Below are 16,880 nucleotides of genomic sequence, written 5' to 3'. Positions count from 1 at the left end.
TTTTATACATTTCATTTCATCAAACTTCTCAATTCCCCCTGATGATATGGAAAAACCCGGTAGCCGGCTCCTGCAAATCAACAGCCTCCACTACGTAGTAATACACGCCGTCAACCATACCGCCGCCGTCCCAGTTGTTCTGGTAGTTGGTGTTTTCATACACCTTGCTGCCCCAGCGGTTGTACACGGTAAGGCGTGCGTTGGGATAAAACTCAAGGTTGATGAATACAAGGTTGTCGTTTTTGCCATCGCCGTTGGGAGTGATGATGTTGGGGGCGATGATGGTGAAAGGCAACACCACGTACTCGTTGCAGATAGTATCGTAGCACGGTGTGGATGTGGCTACATACAGGCAAACGTTGTAAGTGCCCGGTGTGCCGTAGCTGTGTGTGGGGTTGGAGGCGGTGGAGTTATTGCCATCGCCGAAATCCCAAATCCACGACGTGATGCTGCCGCTGCTTACGGTGCTTTGGTCGGTAAAGGCCACGGTGTCGCCGGCAAATGCAGTGGGCGGTGTGGCGGCGAATGCGGCCTGCGGAACCGGGTTGGCATTTACGGTAACGGATGCCGATGTGCCGGTGCAGCCATTGGTGTCAACCACGGTTACAGTGTAGTTGCCGGAGCCTGCAGTGGTTACGGGTGTGGTGGTGTTGTTGCTCCACACATAGCTGGCATAGGCCGGGTTTGCGGCACTGAGTGTAGTGGTAGTGCCGCAGAAGTTAAGCACGCCGGTAATTGCCGGTACCGGAGAAGGCAGCTCGGTTATGGTAATGGTGTCGCGGTCAAAGCAGCCGTTGTCGGCCACGGTTACAATGTAGGTGCCTTGTGTAATGTTGCTTACCGAGTTCACGTTTGTAGGGCCGTTGCTCCACATTACACTGTCGTAGCCGGGGTTGTTTACGGTAAGTGTAACGCCGGGCGTGTTCTGGCAATATTCGTCGAGGCCGGTGATAACCGGGGGCGGCAGCTGGAAGGTATCCACCAGAATGTTTATTGAGAAAGTAGCTGTGCCTACGGGCGTGCCATTATCGGTGCCGGTGAATGTAAATGTATTGATGCCGAAGTTGGTGGCATCGGGGGTGAATGAGCCGATGAGAATGCCGGCTGTGCCGGGTGTGTTTGATACTACGGTGAAGTTTTGCGGAGCGGTGTGCGTAACTGTAACGGTTTGGTTGGGCTCGGGTGCAAAGAAGGTGGCGTTGAGTGTAACCGTGTTGCCTTCGCAAATGCGCAGTGTGTCGCCGCAATAGGGCTGCACACTGGTCGTGTTTCCGGCAGGGTCGGTAATGGTCATGGTAGGAATGGGCGGAATATTGCCCACCGCACAGGTGTTGAACACGAAGTTCTGGTTATCGAGCCAGCTTATCTGATCGTTGTTGCCAAAAGGACCATCGTACAACGAGCCCGGTGCATCAAACTGCCCGAACTGAATATAATCCACTCCGTTTCCGAGGTTGGCACCCACGGTGGCCGGTGTGCCGCCAAAACCATTACTGCCACCCGAGGCATCGCCGGTGGTCCACTGCATATCGCCGTAGCAGAACGATACGTTGTTGCCGCCAGGAATGAGCGGATCCACACCATCGGTAATGATAAGCTGGAAATCGTTGAGTTTGTCGAAGTAGGAAGCAAAATACCCTACTGTTTGCCAGCGCACAATAAGTGCAGTGGGCGTAACTTTATAATACACCAGTCCCGAACCGGTGCCGCGTGTATCCACATCGGCCCAGAAGGGTGCTACCATCGAGAACTGATTGCTCGGGAAGCCAACGGCAGAAAATGTAGCATAAGAGCCACCAAACGAAATGTTACCATTGTTGTTGATGTAGCATGAGGTTTGGTTTTGGCCGTAAAAGCAAAAGTTGAAAGGGATGGGAATTACACCCGTCGATCCGTCATCGTTGCGGTAATCGGGCGGGTTGGAGAATGAAAACGGCACAACCTGAAATGTGCTGTCCACAGGAAGCATACAGTCACAATCGGTTGATTGTGTGGTAATGCTGGGTTGTACGCGCACGTTTGCTGCAGGGGCGGTGTTCCAGGCGGCAGTGCGTATTACGGGCTGCCGGCCCTGAAGCTTAATCTGCTCGTACTGCTGCAGGGTGTTTGCCGTGTCCGTTGCAGCTGATTGCGCAGAAACTGCTATTGCACCAAAAAGTGCAAAGGCGAGTAAGGTGTGTTTCATTGTTCTGGTTTATTGTGGTAACGGGAATCAGATGGAAAGATACGCCGCTTTTGCTAAACCTTATCATGGTGAACTGCAGGCCGGGCGATTTTTTTTGCGTTACCCGCCCATAAGAACGTTATGCAACTGCTTAAAAATCATCATCCTCCGGCGGAGCCTCTTCATCTTCACCCTGTTCAAAGCGGATGATGAACTTGCCGTCTTCGTTCTTTTTCTGCGGTTTCTCGCCGGGCTTTTTATTGTTGAGTGTAGTGTCTTTTTTAAACCAGCCAAACTCTTCGCGCAGCAGTTGTTTCAGGTCTTGTTTTTCCTGCTTCAGATCGTTGCGTATGCCGCGCACAAGGCCTTTTGAGTCGTAGCGGATATCGGGATTATCGAGCGGGCCGCTCATGAGTATGTAAAGTTTGGTACGGTGGCCGCCGTCGTCTTCTTCCACAATGCCAAGTTCGGCGTTTACCGGATTGGCTTTTTTCACTTTCTGTGCACGGAGTTCATCGAGCCCCACCACAATGTGGTAATCCACCACATTATCAAAATTGTGAGTGCCCGACATGGTTATATCTATTGCGCTTGAGCGGATATCCATTTCGGGAATGGTGATGATGCGGTTGCGGATGTCGATGTGGTTGGTGAGTGTGCTGAAACGGATGTTGCGCAGGTCGTCGAGTTTGATGAAGCGCGAAAGTTCTTCGAGCGGTTTGAAGTTGATGAGCTGGCCCTGATCAATGGTTACATCGGCACCGGCAAAGAGTTTTTGTTCGTTCATCACAAGGCTTGTGCTCCAGAGTGAAGCGAAGTTGAGATCAGACGTAAGTGTGCCGCGCACGTGTTCGTTTGTGAGTGTGGTTTGGCCGAAGTTTTCGAGCTGCACAAACAGTTTGTTGATATTTACGCGCTCACAGTGTGCGTTGCCGGTAATAAGCAGCGAGTCGGACCGGGTGCCGTCTATCATTCCGCTGCCGTTTATTTTTCCATCCATTGTCCAGAACGACACCGGATCGGCCACAAGTCGCTGGTTTCGCAGCTTGAGTTCGCCGCGCAGGTCGCGTGCATAGAACTTGCGGAATTTTACCTGTCCCACCTGCGCGGCAATGCTCACGGCAATGCGTTCGGGCAGTGTGAGGCTGTAGGTTGTATCGCTGCTTTTGGTGGTTGCAGGTGTGCTCAATAGCGCGTTGAGGTCGGTGAGTTCGGAGCTGAGGCTGGCGGTTATGTCAAGCACTTCGCGTTGTGTAAACAGGAAGCCGAGCAGGTTGCGCAGTTTGCCGTTGAGCACAAGGTCGCTGGGTCCTGAGCGGACGCGCAGGTTAGTAATGGATACGTTGTTGCCGTCGAAACCCAGTGCGCCGCTGAGACTGTCAACCGGCAGTGCGCTGTTTTTGAGGCGGCATACTACGTTGCGCAGGGTCATTTCGCCGCTGGTTTTAAAGTTGCGGAAATCGGCGGCGGTGAGTGTGCTGCCTTTTCCGGGGCGGCCCGATGCGTTGATGCGCAGCTCGATGTTGCCCGCTGCTTTTTCAATGGTGTCGAGCTGAAAAAGCTCCTGCATTTCGGCCAGATTGATATTGCCGTTGAGCGAGGCTGTGTAGCCCGGATTGGTGAATCCGTCCATGGCAAAGCGTCCCGAAAACCTGCTTGTACCCGTGCCCGCGCTGAACTCCGAAAGCTCAAACCCGTCGCGTCCGCGCCCGCTGCTGAACACGCCTTTGAGTGCAATGTTGCGCATTGTCACATTGGTGCCTTCGCGGCTCAGCGTGCCGTTGCTGCGTATGCCGAATTTGCCTTCTACCGCCAGTGCAGCCGTATCGGCCACAGGCCCTTTTACGGTAATGTCGGTGTAAAATTCGCCCGTGGCTTTGTAGTCTTCAATGTCTTTGCGCAGGCTTTCGGGCAGCAGCGTAAGAGCCTTGCCGAGGTCGATGCGGTTGCCGGTAACAGCTAGATCAAGCACCGGCACACCGGCCTTGTTGTTTACTGATCCGCTCACCAGCAGTTCAAGCTGCGAAAGCGTGAGTCGGCCGGTTTGTACCGTGTAAAGGTTCTGCGTGTTGTTTATCTGCAGCGCAAGGTCGAGGGTGCCTTTGTTCCCGGCAAAATACGAGGCCCTGCCCTGTTTGAGCTGCCCTACTGTAAAGCCGGCATCGGTTTGCAATACGTATTGCTCAGTACCAAAATCGCCCGAACAGTTGAGCGCATCAATTAGCACTTCATAGGTACTTTGTGCGGGCTGGTTGAAGTAAAGTACGCGCACATTTTCGAGCCCCACATGCTCCAGCGCAAAAGCCACCGGATTAGATGCGCCCGTGTCGGCAGTGGTTTTGAGGAAGTGAAAGTTGTCGCGCCCTTTTTTGTCGATACGCAGTTCAACCGCCGCATTTTCCATTGCAATATCGCGCACAGTATAGTTTTCGCGGAAAAAATCAAGCAAGCTGAACGAAAGCGCAATTCGTTCGGCCTTAAACAAGGTATCGCGTTTTTCGTCGGGCAGCGCATCCAGCGCCTTCACATTTTTAAACTCAAGCGACACATCCGGAAAACTGCTGAACAGGGTCAGGTTGATGTCTTTCGGATCAATAAACACTACCGTATTCAGGTGCTTGTTGGCTTCGGCGGTAATGTATTTTTTCACATCATCCTCAAACACAAACAGCAGCAGCACCGCCAGCCCCAGCAGCAACAGTACCGAAAGACCTGTCCACATAAACAGGCGCAGTATCCGTTTCCACCACGGGCGTTTTTTCTTTACTACTACAGCAGCGTTTTCTTCCATGCAGGCACTTGCAGACTGGTTTGCCTGCAAATTCAAAACTAAAACGCTGCCCGATGCAGAAAGGTATGTGGCAGGAGAAAGTATGAAATGTGAAATGTTTATAACGTAATGCCCGTCAAACTCTACCTTTGCTTCACCAAACCAACTCAATTATGGAAGTAAGAGACAGTAACGGCACGCTTTTAAGCGAAGGCGATAACGTGACCCTGATCAAAGACCTCAAGCTGCGCGGCTCTTCGGCCGTGCTCAAACGGGGCACTATGGTAAAAGGCATCCGCCTCACCGACGATGAAAGCGAAGTGGAAGGCCGTATCGACCGCCAGACCATTGTGCTGCGCACCGAGTTTTTGAAGAAGTCGTAAATGAGTGTCTTCAAAAAAGCGGCTGATGCACTGTGCATCAGCCGCTTTTTAGTGGGTGTGTATTTTATCTGAACACCTGCAAAAATCCGCCGGCAATGGCGCGCTCCTGTCCGTTTACTTTTACGGTACTCAGCCGGCGGCTGTCGTCCTGTTGTTTCAGGAAACAGGAGTTGCATTCAAAGGTTTCGTATTTAAAATTGGTAATGTCTATTTGCTGTACGGGCAGCTGAATGCGGTAATTGTTTTGCGGGGTGAAAGCAGCAGGCAGTGTAAAGGTGTAGTGCATTGAGTCGGGGTTGTTGTTTGTAGGCGAGAGCGCTGCACTGCTTATGGTAATGGTGTCAATAGGTTGTGTGAAGCCGGAAGCGGCATCGAAGCGGATGATTTGTCCGTTGCTGATCTGGTTGCGGGTGTAGTTATTGAAACCGATGGCGGTGATGGTTGTGGTTTCGTCGCAGTCGCGGCGGGTGCAGCAGCCGGCAATGCCCAGCAGGGCAGTAAAGAGTATGAGGCGCATGAATTGAATATTGGGTCGGAGCCAATATACAGCGTACAGCGTGAAAATATAATTCCGATTCGGCCGTGTGCCGGTTTTTGCCGGTGCTTTACTTTCCGGCAGGCTTTGGCGGTTCGGGCTTTAGTCCGGTCTGGTAGCGTAGTTGCAGCTGGCGCATGAGCGAGGGGAACGCTTTCTGGATGATTGCGCGGGGCGTATTGTCGGTATTGGCAAATTCGCTGCGCAGTTTTCCGGCGGCAGTGCGTTTTCCGGTGGCGGCAGAAAAAATGGTAAAGTGCATTATCGCACTGCGTTTAAAGGTTTGCGTGCCGTTCAGGTTGTAGGGATCGCTGCCAAGGTCGTTTTTCAGGTCAAGCTGGTTGATGAAAATGATGTACTGCGCCTTGTACTTGGTTTTTAACTTTTCAATGACCTCTGGCGTTTTCAATACGGTATTCATAAACCGGTCGCCCTGTGCGGTGGTCGCTTGCACCTGTCCGTTTTTAAGGCCGGGTTGTGGCTTTTGCGGAGTGGTAGCCGGGGGCGGATTTAAAGGAGATCCGGTTAGTGTCCATTCGCTGGCTGTATTGGCATATACATAGCGCAGGTCCTCTTTCATTTTCACGGTATCATCAATGAGCGAGGTAATGCTGAAGCCGTTGCCAAACTGTTTGCGCAGCTGGTCCACAAGCGCCTGGTTGAACGTGTGGCGGATTTGCTCGAAGGTTTGGCCGCTGGCTTTGCTCATGGCGCGGCTTATGTCGGGGTCCACGTTAAACATGGTGGGATACATGGGTATCACCAGAATGTTTGTTTTGCCTCCCGGCGAGGGTGTGGTGCCGCCCGCACTGTCGCTGCCGGTGCCGCGTGTGGTGGTTTGTGCGGGAAGCAGCGCCGGGGTGGCCAGCAGCAGAAAGAGCAAACGAAAAGCCTTCATGTTCATCCTCAAACGCAGTTTGGGTGCAAAATCGTATCTGCTACCGGCAAAGCCCGTGCCAGCCTGTTCATCAGCCGCCGATGAGCGGTTTGATGACAAATTTCCAGAGGTCGTTGCCGTTGGCAAAGATGAGCAGGCCAAGTACCATAAAGGTGCCCACGTTCATGGCAATGCGCATGAATTTCTCGCCCGGCTTGCGGCCTGTAACCATTTCCCAGAGCACAAACAGAATGTAACCGCCGTCGAGCACCGGAATGGGAAGCAGGTTCATAAAGGCCAGAATGCACGACAGTAAAGCCGTAATCCCCCAGAAACTTTCCCAGTCCCAGCTGCTCGGGAAAATGCTGCCCATGCTGGCAAAACCGCCCACCTGTTTGGCGCCGGCTTTGGTAAACAGCAGCGGAAGTTGTTTCACGTAGTTTGTAAACGATTCGCCGGTGCGGGTAAAGCCGCGCACAATGGCTGCACCAAAGCCATACTCGGTGGTTACTTTTTCGAGTTCAGGCTGTTTGGCTGCAACACCCATTTTACCTTCCTCATTCAGCTTCAGTTTAATACTCATGGGTTCACCTTTTCGGGTGAGGCCAAGGGTTACTTCTTTGTTTTTATGTTTACCCAGCGAGGCCGCAATTTCGTGATACCATACCAGCGTATCGCCGTTTACCGCAAAAATGCTGTCGCCCTTTTGTATCCCGGCTTTTATGGCCGTGCCGTCAGCCATTACACTATCAACCACAAAAGGCATGCAGATGTCAAACATCGATCCGCCATTTTCAATCAGTTTCGTCGGAAGATCTTCGGGCAGTTCAATTTTTACTTTATTCCCGTTGCGCATTATTTCCAGCGAACGCGCATCATCGAGCAAAATATCCTTGCGGATTGCCATAAAACTCTTAGTCGGCTTACCATCAACAGCGGTAATGAAATCGCCATTCATCAATCCTAAATTTTTCGCCAGCGAATCGCAGGCAATACCGTAGGGCAATTTGTTGGCCGGTGTGTAGCTTTCGCCCCATACAAACGACATTACAGCGTAAATGATTACCGCCAGAATTGCATTCACCGTCACACCACCGGCCAGAATAATCAGTCGCTGCCAGGGTTTTTTGCCACGGAATTCATCGGGAGCGGGCGGCGTGTCGGGGTCGGTGCCCGGCTCGGCCGCCATGCCGGCAATGTCCACATAGCCGCCAAACGGAAACCAGCCCAAGCCGTAAGTGGTATCGCCTATTTTCTTCTTAAACAGCGAAAACTTCAGCAGGTTGCCGAAGGGAAAAAGGAAATCGAAGAAAAGGTAAAACTTGTCCACCCGCGTTTTAAACCAGCGGGCGGTGATGTAATGACCAAATTCGTGAAGAATAATGAGCAGCGAAAGGCTGAGGAAGAATAGCGTGAACTTTACCAATTGAAATAGGATTTTGACAAAAATAAGCAGGGTTGCGGGTTATTTGGTCATGTTTGGGATTTTTGGCAAACAATGCATTGTGAATGCCGGGCTTTGGCTGACCGGCGGCTTTGATCCCCGCAGAAATTGCGGGGAGGGGCATTGTTGTATCGGTGGCTTCGACAAGCTCAGCCACCGGGAGCATGTTGGTTGCGGTGGCTTCGACAAGCTCAGCCACCGGGAGCATGTTGTATCGGTGGCTTCGACAAGCTCAGCCACCGGGGTATTGTGGTGCGGCAGGTTTTGTATCCGTTGGTTGAGCCCCCGCAATTTCTGCGGGGATCGAAACCACCGGGTACAAAATGTTTGTCGGAATCACCGGGTAGAATGCTTTACTTTTCGTCCCATTCCTTGAGTTGCTTCTTTGAAGCGAGGCGGCGCCAGCCTTGTTCCAGCACTTCTTCGAGCAATGGTTTGCGCGCGGCGTGCAGCCAGAGGGCAATGTAGGGGTAAGCCTTAAAATGTTCGGGGAGGTGAAAGGCTTCGGGATAGGTTTCGAGGTAATATTCGCGGCGTTCAAAGCCAACCTGAATGCTCAGAAACTCGCCGCTGTCGTGCAGGCGGCAGAGAAGTTTGCCCCGCACCTTGATAGAAGGTGTGCCCTCGTGCGAAATGCTGTCTTCGGCACCGGGAAATTTCAGCGCAATTTGCCGCACCGGTTCAAAATCGGCGGGGTTGAAGTTTATGTGGGGAGGTTTTATGGTCATTTTACGAATTTCCGGAAAGCTGAAATAGTTTGGAAAATGAAGAAGGCGAGGGTTAATTTGTGCAGGTATTCAAAGGGCCATACCCAAGACTTTATTTCCAATTCTCCGAAACGGGTAAGATCATATACCGGATTTAGCATTTTGAATATTAACGGAAAGTTATCACATGAAAAAGCAGCACTTCCCCACCATGGTTTGGAGTTTTGTATGAATTCGTGTTTGTAGGAAATTCCAGTGAAAATGATAAAATAAAAACAGACGGTGAATACAACCGCCCAAAGAATTGGCCACCTGTAATCTTGGCCATAGCTGTTTGTGCGACTAAGAGCAAGCAATATTCTATCCGCATTGTAAAAACGCTTTGTTCTGATTAACTCCCGGTGAAGGGTTCGCATTTCGTGAGATTTGTAATATAAAGCTCCTGATCGATCACCGGCTTTTTCGCAAACCAATTTGAGCTGGCGGAAAATATCGCGTTCTTGTTTCAGAATATTTACGTCATAAGAATCTTCGAGTTGGTTATTATATAGATTGATGAGGTATCCCTTTAAATTTAGAGATGTTAACTTAGGAATGAACTTTTCTGCGGAGATTGGTTTGTATGGAATAGGTGATATTGTGATGGTAGATAAATCAGTACCTAACATAATGACAGAGTCAAATTTATCAATATTAAAATTTCTAAATTGTGTATCACCAAGTACTGTGTCGGTAATGGCTAAAGTGTTATTTTCATCTTTTAGTACAGAGCAGTGATAAAATTGTAAAACACCTTTATTGGTGAATTTACTTATATTCATCGATCGAACATGAATATTGTTAATTGTTGTAATGCAATTACTATTGACTAAACCAGAGAAAAATAATTGATCTACATGAAGATTATTTAGACTAATTTCACCCATACTACCATTAGAGTATCTCAATCTAATTTCAGACAAGTTTGGGATTGATTCATTCCCTATCGCATCTACGGAAATATTTTTCGAAACAATATTACTATCTATTAATAATGACAATACATTTAACGAAGGCTCTACACTGTTATTTTTTTCCAGTAAAATTTTGATTTGTTCTAAGACAGTATTTCTACTAATTTCAATGTTAGCATTATTATAAGGGTAATTGCATATAGTAACCATTTTTTTCAAAGAAGGATTTTCTGTGAAAATAACTTTCTTACTACCACTCGACTCGAAATAAAGATCACCATAGACTTCATTATTTGCAAATAGCAAGTAGTTGAAATAATTAGTAGTTGAATAAAAATTACAAAAAAATTTGTTGTGAACAAATTTTGTAATTTGTGCAAACACATTTCTGCCAAAACTATCAAAAGAGTTTATTTCGCATTTTGATATTTCATAGTTTCCAGATTCAATCTCTGTATTAGATATCTTTAAATTGTTTATTTGGCAATCATTAATAAGCACTCCTCTGTTTATATTACATCCCATTTCGAAAAGTAGTGTGCCGACAATACTGCACTTAGATATAAACTGAATAGATGGTCCATGTGCATTTGATGTTTTCCGAGTAGTAACATTAAAAAACACAATATATTTAATAAACCTGCAATTCTCAAATATTACTTGATTAATAGTGGTCGAGCTATTGAATATAATTTCATTTTCAAAAGTCACTCCAACAAAATAAATACGCTTATTTTCTAATTTATGTATAGAATAAAAGTCAAGTCTCTCAGAAACAGTACAATTATTAATAATAACATCTTCCCCACTATTTAAAGCAATAGCTTGATAAATATCTTCGGCGGTTTTTTTCATTGTTTTTTTTGAAATAAAATCTAATCTTGTAAATGCGAAAATGTATTAATGCTAACCTAGTAATTTTGACCCAAAAACAAAAAAACAAGTACTTGAAAATCTTATTTTTTGAAAGAGAACAATATAATTATTAAAAGGAATTTTATAATTAAATCAGCTTCGCGGCCTGAAACAAGTCTGGAGACTTGTTTCAATCTTGCACGGAGTTATACTCGCTTCGCTCGTTAAACTCAGTGCAGCTTCGCAAGCTCAGCTGCAATCCGCCTCGCTTCCGCATCGGTTTGTACGTAATCTTCATAGCTTGGCGAAGCTACAAACGAAGTGCGCTGCATGGCTTCGGCATTGATCTCGGCAATTTGCAGGAAGCCTATTTTTTCTTCGAGGAAGGCGGCCACGGCTACTTCGTTGGCGGCGTTGAGGGCGCAGGCTTTGTTGCCGCCCAGCGCCAGTGCGTCAAACGCCAGTTGCAGGCAGCCGAAGGTTTCCCGGTCGGGCGCTTCGAAGGTGAGCTGCGGATAGTGGAGGAAGTTGAAGCGCGGAAAATCGGCCTTCAGGCGCTGCGGGTAGGCCAGCGCGTATTGAATGGGCAGCTTCATGTCGGGCAGGCCCATCTGGGCTTTCATGCTGCCGTCGGTAAACTGCACGATGCTGTGTACTATGCTTTGCGGGTGTACAATTACATCAATCTGCTCGGGATTGAGGTGAAAGAGCCATTTCGCTTCAATCACTTCCAGCCCTTTGTTCATAAGGCTGGCCGAGTCGATGGTAATTTTTGCACCCATGGCCCAGTTGGGATGCCTGAGTGCCTGTGCGCGGGTTACTGTGGCCAGCTCATCGCGTTTTTTGCCGCGAAACGGGCCGCCCGATGCGGTGAGGTAAATCTTCTCTACCGGGTTGTGAAACTCGCCGGCCAGGCACTGAAAAATGGCCGAATGCTCGGAGTCAACCGGATAAAGATTTACGCCCTTTTCACGGGCCAGTTTAGTCACAATATCGCCGGCCACTACCAGTGTTTCCTTGTTGGCCAGCGCAATCTGCTTGCCTGCATCAATAGCGGCCAGCGTAGAACGCAGTCCGGCATAGCCCACAATGGCGGCCAGCACCATATCCACACTGTCCATGCGCACCACATCGGCCAGCGCCTCTTCGCCGCCATATACTTTTATATCGTGCGGGAGCAAGGCTGCTTTTACTTCGGCCAGTTTGGCGGTGTCGTTAATCACCACCACATTGGGCTTAAATTTTATGGCCTGCTCAATGAGCAGTGTGGCATTGCCGCCTGCGGCCAGTACTTCCACCTCAAAACGGCCGGGCTGTGCAGCCACCACATCGAGCGCCTGTGTGCCGATGGAGCCGGTTGAACCAAGAATTGCGAGACGGAGTGGTGCAGATGAATTCACAAACAGACAAATTAGCGTGGCCGCAAATATACCGTGAATCGGTTCACGATTAATGCGCCACTACAACACGCGAACGTTGCACATTGTTTGCCGCCTGCATGCGCAGTACATACACCCCGGCCGGCAAATCATACACCGGCATGGTGTGTGTGCCGGGTTGCGCCTGCATTTCGCGCACCATGCGTCCTGCGGCATCGTACAACGCTACACGCGCAGGCTGCCGGAGCGTAAACCGCAGCATATCTGTTGCAGGCACCGGATACACCGGCCACGTTTCCTCCTGTGCGGCCACCGGCGCCGAGGTAATGATGTCGAAACTCCATACACTGCCGGTGTAGGTGCTGATGAGCACATAGCCGTTGGCCACAGCCAGCGCCGGATAGCCGTAGGCGTGCGTGGTGGAAAGATTACCCGTTACATCGCTCCACGAAACGCCCTGATCGGTGCTCATCCACACCCCGCCGTGCAGCGTGTAGCTGGTGTCCATTTCGGCACCACTGAAACCGGCAAACAGCGTATCGCCCTTAAACAGCAGGGTTTTGCAAACCATCGGGCCCCAGATTGGGTTGGTGAGATTCTGATACACGGGCCAGGCGCGGAATACCTGACCGGTTTGCAGCCCGGCGTAAATGCTGCCGTTGTGTATTGCAAGGGTAGTTACATCAAAACCCGCAAAAAGCTGTGTCCAGTTGCTGCCATCGTCGGGACTGATGAAGATGCCGTTTTCGGTTGCTGCTACCAGCGTGTCGGATGTGGGTGAATTCCAGAGCTGGTTTACGAGCTGTGTAAGTACCGGTGTAAACGTATTGCCACCATCGTTGCTGCGGTAGAGGCCAAACTGCAGTGTGGTGAGATCCACTTCGGCAATAAACACTTTTGCGGTGTCCTGCGGGTCGATGCTGATTTCGCCGATGAGTTTGTTGCCGCTGCGGAGTTGCGTCCACGTAGTGAAGCCGTTGTACGATTTAAACAGTCCCTGCGCAAACGTACCCGCATACATTACCTGCGGCGCGCCGGGCACAAAGCGCACGCAAAGTCCGTGCGCATCGGGCCCTTTGCGTGTCCAGGTAAGGCCTGCATCGAATGTTTCGGAGAGGCAGGGCTGGTTCCAGTTAGCCGAGTAAGTGCCGAGCAAACTGATGCACCAGTGGTTTTGATTTTGCGGATCAACCACAATGCTGTTTGATTCGATGCAGCGGGGCGACTGTGCGATTTGCGAAAAGGTGTTGCCGCCGTCGGCAGAATGCCAGATGAGGGTGTTGGAAAACGTGCCGTAGAAAATTTCGTTGCCCCGCGCGGTAAGGCCAATGCCGAGAAGGTTTGAGGGCGCGGCGGTGAGCACCGTCCAGGTGCCGGTTTGCGACGACCAGCGCTGCGGCTGCAGGGTGGCGGTGCTGTAAATTTCGATAGCGGGTGTAATGCGGGCAATGCTGATGTCGAAATTGAATTCGCCCGTGAGACCGATGTTGATGAAGGTGCCGCCCCCGTCGGTACTCAGGTAAATGCCCGCCGGATAAGCCGCCACTGCCACCACCTGCCCCGACACTTCAATTTGCTGAATGCCTGTGGTGCCGGGAATAGCCGTTACGGGCTGCCAACTGGTTCCGCCGTTGGTTGAGGTGTAGAGCCCGTGACCGGCTGTTCCCGCAAAAAGTACGCCGGCGGGTGTAACCGCAAGGCAGGGCACTGTTGTGTCCTGCAGGCCTGTAGGTTGCCAGCTTGCCCCGCCGTTGGTGCTTACAAACACGCCGTTGCCGGGCCGGGGCGGATTGCCGTTTTCGTCGCTGCCGGTGCTTATCCAGAGGCGCTGGGCATTGGCCGGGTCAACGGCCAGTTTGGTTACCATGCGGTCGTACTTGGTTTGCAGGCCGTTGCCGATGTGCGTCCACGTATTGCCGCCGTCGGTTGATTTGGCTACGCCGTAGCGGCCATACATTTCGCAGGCATATACAGTGCCGGGCGTAAGCGTATCAATGGTAATGTGCCAGCCGGTAAAGTCGGGAAGTTCTTCGGTTACGTGTGCCCAGGTTACACCGCCATCGGTACTTTTCCAGATACCGCCCGAATCGTCGCTGCCGGCAAACACGGTTTGCGGGCTGGCCGGGTCAATGGCGAAATCCTTGAAGTAGCCGCCATTAGGGCCGAGCTGTGTCCAGAGTTGGGCGGCGAGGGAATGACACAGGAACAGGAATACGGCTGAAGTGAAGCAATTTTTCATGGCAGGGTTAATTTACGCAAATCAGGACAATTGTATATTAAATGCACCTGACCAGTTGAGGCTATAGCCCTGATTGAACGAAGGGGCGGCCGGGTATGTGTTTTTTGTTGTGTAACCGCTGCCGCACCGCAGAGAAAGCAGGAGCCGAACGGTTTTTTGAAATGCTGAAGGTTCGCTCCTGATTTTTGATTTTTAGTTAATCACCAACCGCGCGTAAAACTTCTTTAACCGATAATCGGGACTCCCGTAATCGGGCACACTCTGTTCAATAATGGCTTCGTTTGCGCTGATCCACTTTGCATTGGTGGCGCCCCATTTATCGTAAGCACGTTCGAAAACAACGGTGGCATTATCGCCGCTGAGGCTGAGCAGTTGTAGGCCGTTAAAGGTGTAGCCGGCTTCGAGGTCGTAGTTGTACACGAGCAGCCAGTTTTTTTGCGGCGAGAGGATGGGATAGTGATAAAGCGGCACTTCCTGCCCGGTGTTGAGGTTGTAAAGGGCGGCATCAAACGCTTCGTAGTACGTGCGGCCGAAAACCAGCCACGGCATACGGTAAAGCCTGCCCATGTATTCGTTGAGGCGCACATCGCCCTCATTGGCTTCGGTGTAAAGTGTATCGCGCAGGAAGATGTTGTTTCCGTTGTTCAGGCGGATACGCATAGTTACCGAGTCGGTGCGGGAAACGATGGCGGAATCGGCGATGAGCACATCTTTCATCCATTTTTCGAGGCAGGAGAAGTGCTGTTCGCCCAGGTTTTCGTTGCAGGGAATGCGCCACTCAGACGCATCGCGCACGTTGAATTGGGCCTCGGTGGCGGGCAGGAGCATAATGGTGTGGCCGTTTGCGGTAATGGTGTCGAAACGATTGAGCGTATCGGCCACGGCTGCGGGCGTGGTGACGGTGCCGGCCACGGGTTTTGGGGTATTGCTGCCGCATGCAGCCAGCAGCAGAAGCAGTGAAAGGGCGGCGATGTAGTTCATGCGCAAAAAAAATCAGAAGCTGATGAAGTCCTGCGGATCGAGCGGGATGCCGTTGTACCAAAGCTCGAAGTGCAGGTGCGGGCCGGTGCTTTGTTCGCCGCTGGTGCCTACAATGGCAATGGGGTCGCCGGCTTTTACAAACTGGCCGGGTTTTTTGAGCAGCACCGAGTTATGCTTGTACACCGAGACGATGTTGTTGGTGTGCTGAAGCTGAATGACATAGCCGTTTTCGAGCGTCCACCCGGCCGAAATAACCGTGCCGTCGAGCGTGGCTTTTACGGCATCTGATTCGGCGGCGGCCACATCCACGCCGTAATGTTCTTCGGCCGCGCTGTAGGCGGTAGTAACAGCGCCTTTAACCGGAGCGAAGAAGAAGAAGCCGCTGATGCCGCTGCTTTTTTTTACGCCCAGGCGCAGGGAGTAGGTGTTCATGTCGCCCTCAATTTCGCGGCGCAGGGCGGTGTCGGCGGCTGAGGGTTTGGCGGCGGGGATGTTGCGTGTGCGGGATGTATCGCGCGGGTTGCCGGGCTTTTCGGGCTTGTCGGTGCCGGTGAGTATTTTTTGCAGGTTGCTTACCCAAATGCTGTTGGCCTCGGCCGCCCGGTTGAGCGAATCGACCCGCTGCCGGGTCATATCAAGCTCGTTGCGCAGTTCGGGGTCGGAATAGCCGGGAATGTATTCGCGCAGCGGGGTGAAGGCAATGAGCATGATGACCAGCGTGGTCATAATGATTGTGACCACACCGATAAGCACCAGAATGCCCATGGGTGTAAGCCGCAGCGAAAACTGCTCGGCAAAGGTATCGTCGTTCATTACCACCAGCCTGTAAGGGCGGCGTAAACGATCTCTCCATTTGCGTTTGCCGGTTTCTTTTGCCATGATTGCAAACAAATATCGGATTATTCCCGAATGAATCAGGAATTCGTCTTTTTGTTGTTCAAGAGAGACGCTTTTATCCCCGAGTCAAAAGAAAATATGCGTGGGTTTTGTTACCTTTAAATCAAAATAAGACACGATGACGACTTCGGCATTAAGGAAAAAAATTCACGAGTACATCGATCAGGTTGATGATAGTTTTTTAATTATCGTTCATCAACTATTGGAGCGTGAAGTAGGTCTTCAAAATTTTGAATTAAGTAATGAGGACATCGAAACAACGAAAAGACGCAGGATGGAAATGCAGACAGGTAAAGTGAAAGGGTTGAGTCATGAAGAGTTAATGGAGCAAATGACCAAGACGTTAAAAACAATTTCAAAATGAATTTTCGGGTACGGTATCACCCGGAAGTTTTTAGCGAGATTATTGCCGTATCGAAATGGTATGAGATACAGCGTGAAGGTCTTGGGAGTGTTTTTCAGCAGGAATTTCATCAATTCATTCGGTTTTTAACCGAAAATCCGAATACGGCGGTGAAAACGAGAAATAATTCACGCCTTGCCCGGATGGAAAAATTTCCATATTATATTGAATATGATGTATTTGAAGATGAATTAGTGGTGTTAGGGTTATTTCATTCGGCCCGAAATCCGAATGTTAGAGAGCGGGCCATACGCAAGAGAAGGAAGTAAATTCAAGACTGGCTTCCCTGCTGA

The 16,880-nt window shown here is 50.5% G+C and carries 15 protein-coding genes; 3 read left to right on the top strand and 12 right to left on the bottom strand.

The annotated features are described in order from the left end of the window. Positions 1–28: 28 nt before the first annotated feature. Together IM638_03885 and IM638_03880 are read right to left on the bottom strand one after the other, a co-directional pair. Positions 29–2,185 (bottom strand): gliding motility-associated C-terminal domain-containing protein, encoded by a 2,157-nt coding sequence (locus IM638_03885; protein MCA6362150.1) that lies wholly within the window; start codon positions 2,183–2,185, stop codon positions 29–31. A gap of 130 nt (positions 2,186–2,315) precedes the next feature. Then, the gene (locus IM638_03880; GenBank protein ID MCA6362149.1) at positions 2,316–4,955 is read right to left on the bottom strand and encodes an AsmA family protein; all 2,640 of its coding nucleotides are present in this window, start codon (positions 4,953–4,955) and stop codon (positions 2,316–2,318) included. A 152-nt stretch (positions 4,956–5,107) separates the two neighbouring features. Here IM638_03880 and IM638_03875 point away from each other — a divergent pair, with 152 nt between their 5' ends. Further along, on the top strand, positions 5,108–5,317 hold the full coding sequence (locus IM638_03875; GenBank protein MCA6362148.1) for an alkylphosphonate utilization protein: 210 nt from the start codon (positions 5,108–5,110) through the stop codon (positions 5,315–5,317). Positions 5,318–5,381: 64 nt separating this feature from the next. Here IM638_03875 and IM638_03870 read toward each other — a convergent pair whose 3' ends face one another. The 10 genes from IM638_03870 to IM638_03825 all read right to left on the bottom strand — a co-directional run bounded on the left by IM638_03870 (position 5,382) and on the right by IM638_03825 (position 16,166). Next, positions 5,382–5,834 carry a hypothetical protein gene (locus IM638_03870; GenBank protein ID MCA6362147.1) on the bottom strand — a complete coding sequence of 151 codons (453 nt, stop codon included), beginning with the start codon at positions 5,832–5,834 and terminating at the stop codon, positions 5,382–5,384. An 88-nt stretch (positions 5,835–5,922) separates the two neighbouring features. Then, positions 5,923–6,849, bottom strand: a complete 927-nt coding sequence (locus IM638_03865; GenBank protein ID MCA6362146.1) for a hypothetical protein — start codon at positions 6,847–6,849, stop codon at positions 5,923–5,925. Further along, positions 6,821–8,155: an RIP metalloprotease RseP gene (gene rseP, locus IM638_03860; GenBank protein ID MCA6362145.1), complete on the bottom strand. Its 1,335-nt coding sequence runs from the start codon at positions 8,153–8,155 to the stop codon at positions 6,821–6,823. The genes IM638_03865 and rseP overlap by 29 nt, the downstream gene beginning before the upstream one ends. Further along, entirely contained in the window at positions 8,067–8,372 is a 306-nt protein-coding gene (locus tag IM638_03855; GenBank protein MCA6362144.1) for a hypothetical protein, read from the bottom strand. Before IM638_03855 ends, rseP begins: the two co-directional genes overlap by 89 nt. Before the next feature lie 154 nt (positions 8,373–8,526). Then, positions 8,527–8,901 (bottom strand): hypothetical protein, encoded by a 375-nt coding sequence (locus tag IM638_03850; GenBank protein MCA6362143.1) that lies wholly within the window; start codon positions 8,899–8,901, stop codon positions 8,527–8,529. Next, on the bottom strand, positions 8,898–10,688 hold the full coding sequence (locus tag IM638_03845) for a hypothetical protein (protein ID MCA6362142.1): 1,791 nt from the start codon (positions 10,686–10,688) through the stop codon (positions 8,898–8,900). The genes IM638_03850 and IM638_03845 overlap by 4 nt, the downstream gene beginning before the upstream one ends. Before the next feature lie 230 nt (positions 10,689–10,918). After that, complete coding sequence (locus IM638_03840; GenBank protein MCA6362141.1) at positions 10,919–12,088, bottom strand: 1-deoxy-D-xylulose-5-phosphate reductoisomerase; 1,170 nt, start codon at positions 12,086–12,088, stop codon at positions 10,919–10,921. A gap of 49 nt (positions 12,089–12,137) precedes the next feature. Beyond that, positions 12,138–14,306 (bottom strand): T9SS type A sorting domain-containing protein, encoded by a 2,169-nt coding sequence (locus tag IM638_03835; protein ID MCA6362140.1) that lies wholly within the window; start codon positions 14,304–14,306, stop codon positions 12,138–12,140. A 192-nt stretch (positions 14,307–14,498) separates the two neighbouring features. Then, positions 14,499–15,287 carry a hypothetical protein gene (locus IM638_03830; protein ID MCA6362139.1) on the bottom strand — a complete coding sequence of 263 codons (789 nt, stop codon included), beginning with the start codon at positions 15,285–15,287 and terminating at the stop codon, positions 14,499–14,501. 12 nt (positions 15,288–15,299) lie between these two features. Further along, the gene (locus IM638_03825; GenBank protein MCA6362138.1) at positions 15,300–16,166 is read right to left on the bottom strand and encodes a M23 family metallopeptidase; all 867 of its coding nucleotides are present in this window, start codon (positions 16,164–16,166) and stop codon (positions 15,300–15,302) included. 136 nt (positions 16,167–16,302) lie between these two features. Here IM638_03825 and IM638_03820 point away from each other — a divergent pair, with 136 nt between their 5' ends. Together IM638_03820 and IM638_03815 are read left to right on the top strand one after the other, a co-directional pair. After that, positions 16,303–16,548, top strand: a complete 246-nt coding sequence (locus tag IM638_03820) for a hypothetical protein (GenBank protein MCA6362137.1) — start codon at positions 16,303–16,305, stop codon at positions 16,546–16,548. Next, positions 16,545–16,856 carry a hypothetical protein gene (locus IM638_03815; GenBank protein MCA6362136.1) on the top strand — a complete coding sequence of 104 codons (312 nt, stop codon included), beginning with the start codon at positions 16,545–16,547 and terminating at the stop codon, positions 16,854–16,856. The genes IM638_03820 and IM638_03815 overlap by 4 nt, the downstream gene beginning before the upstream one ends. The last annotated feature ends 24 nt before the right edge of the window (positions 16,857–16,880 follow it).

Source organism: Bacteroidota bacterium (assembly GCA_020402865.1).
GTDB lineage: Bacteria > Bacteroidota > Bacteroidia > Palsa-965 > Palsa-965.
The sequence above is the reverse complement of the archived record's forward strand: the minus strand, read 5'-3'. Positions and strand labels throughout refer to the sequence as shown.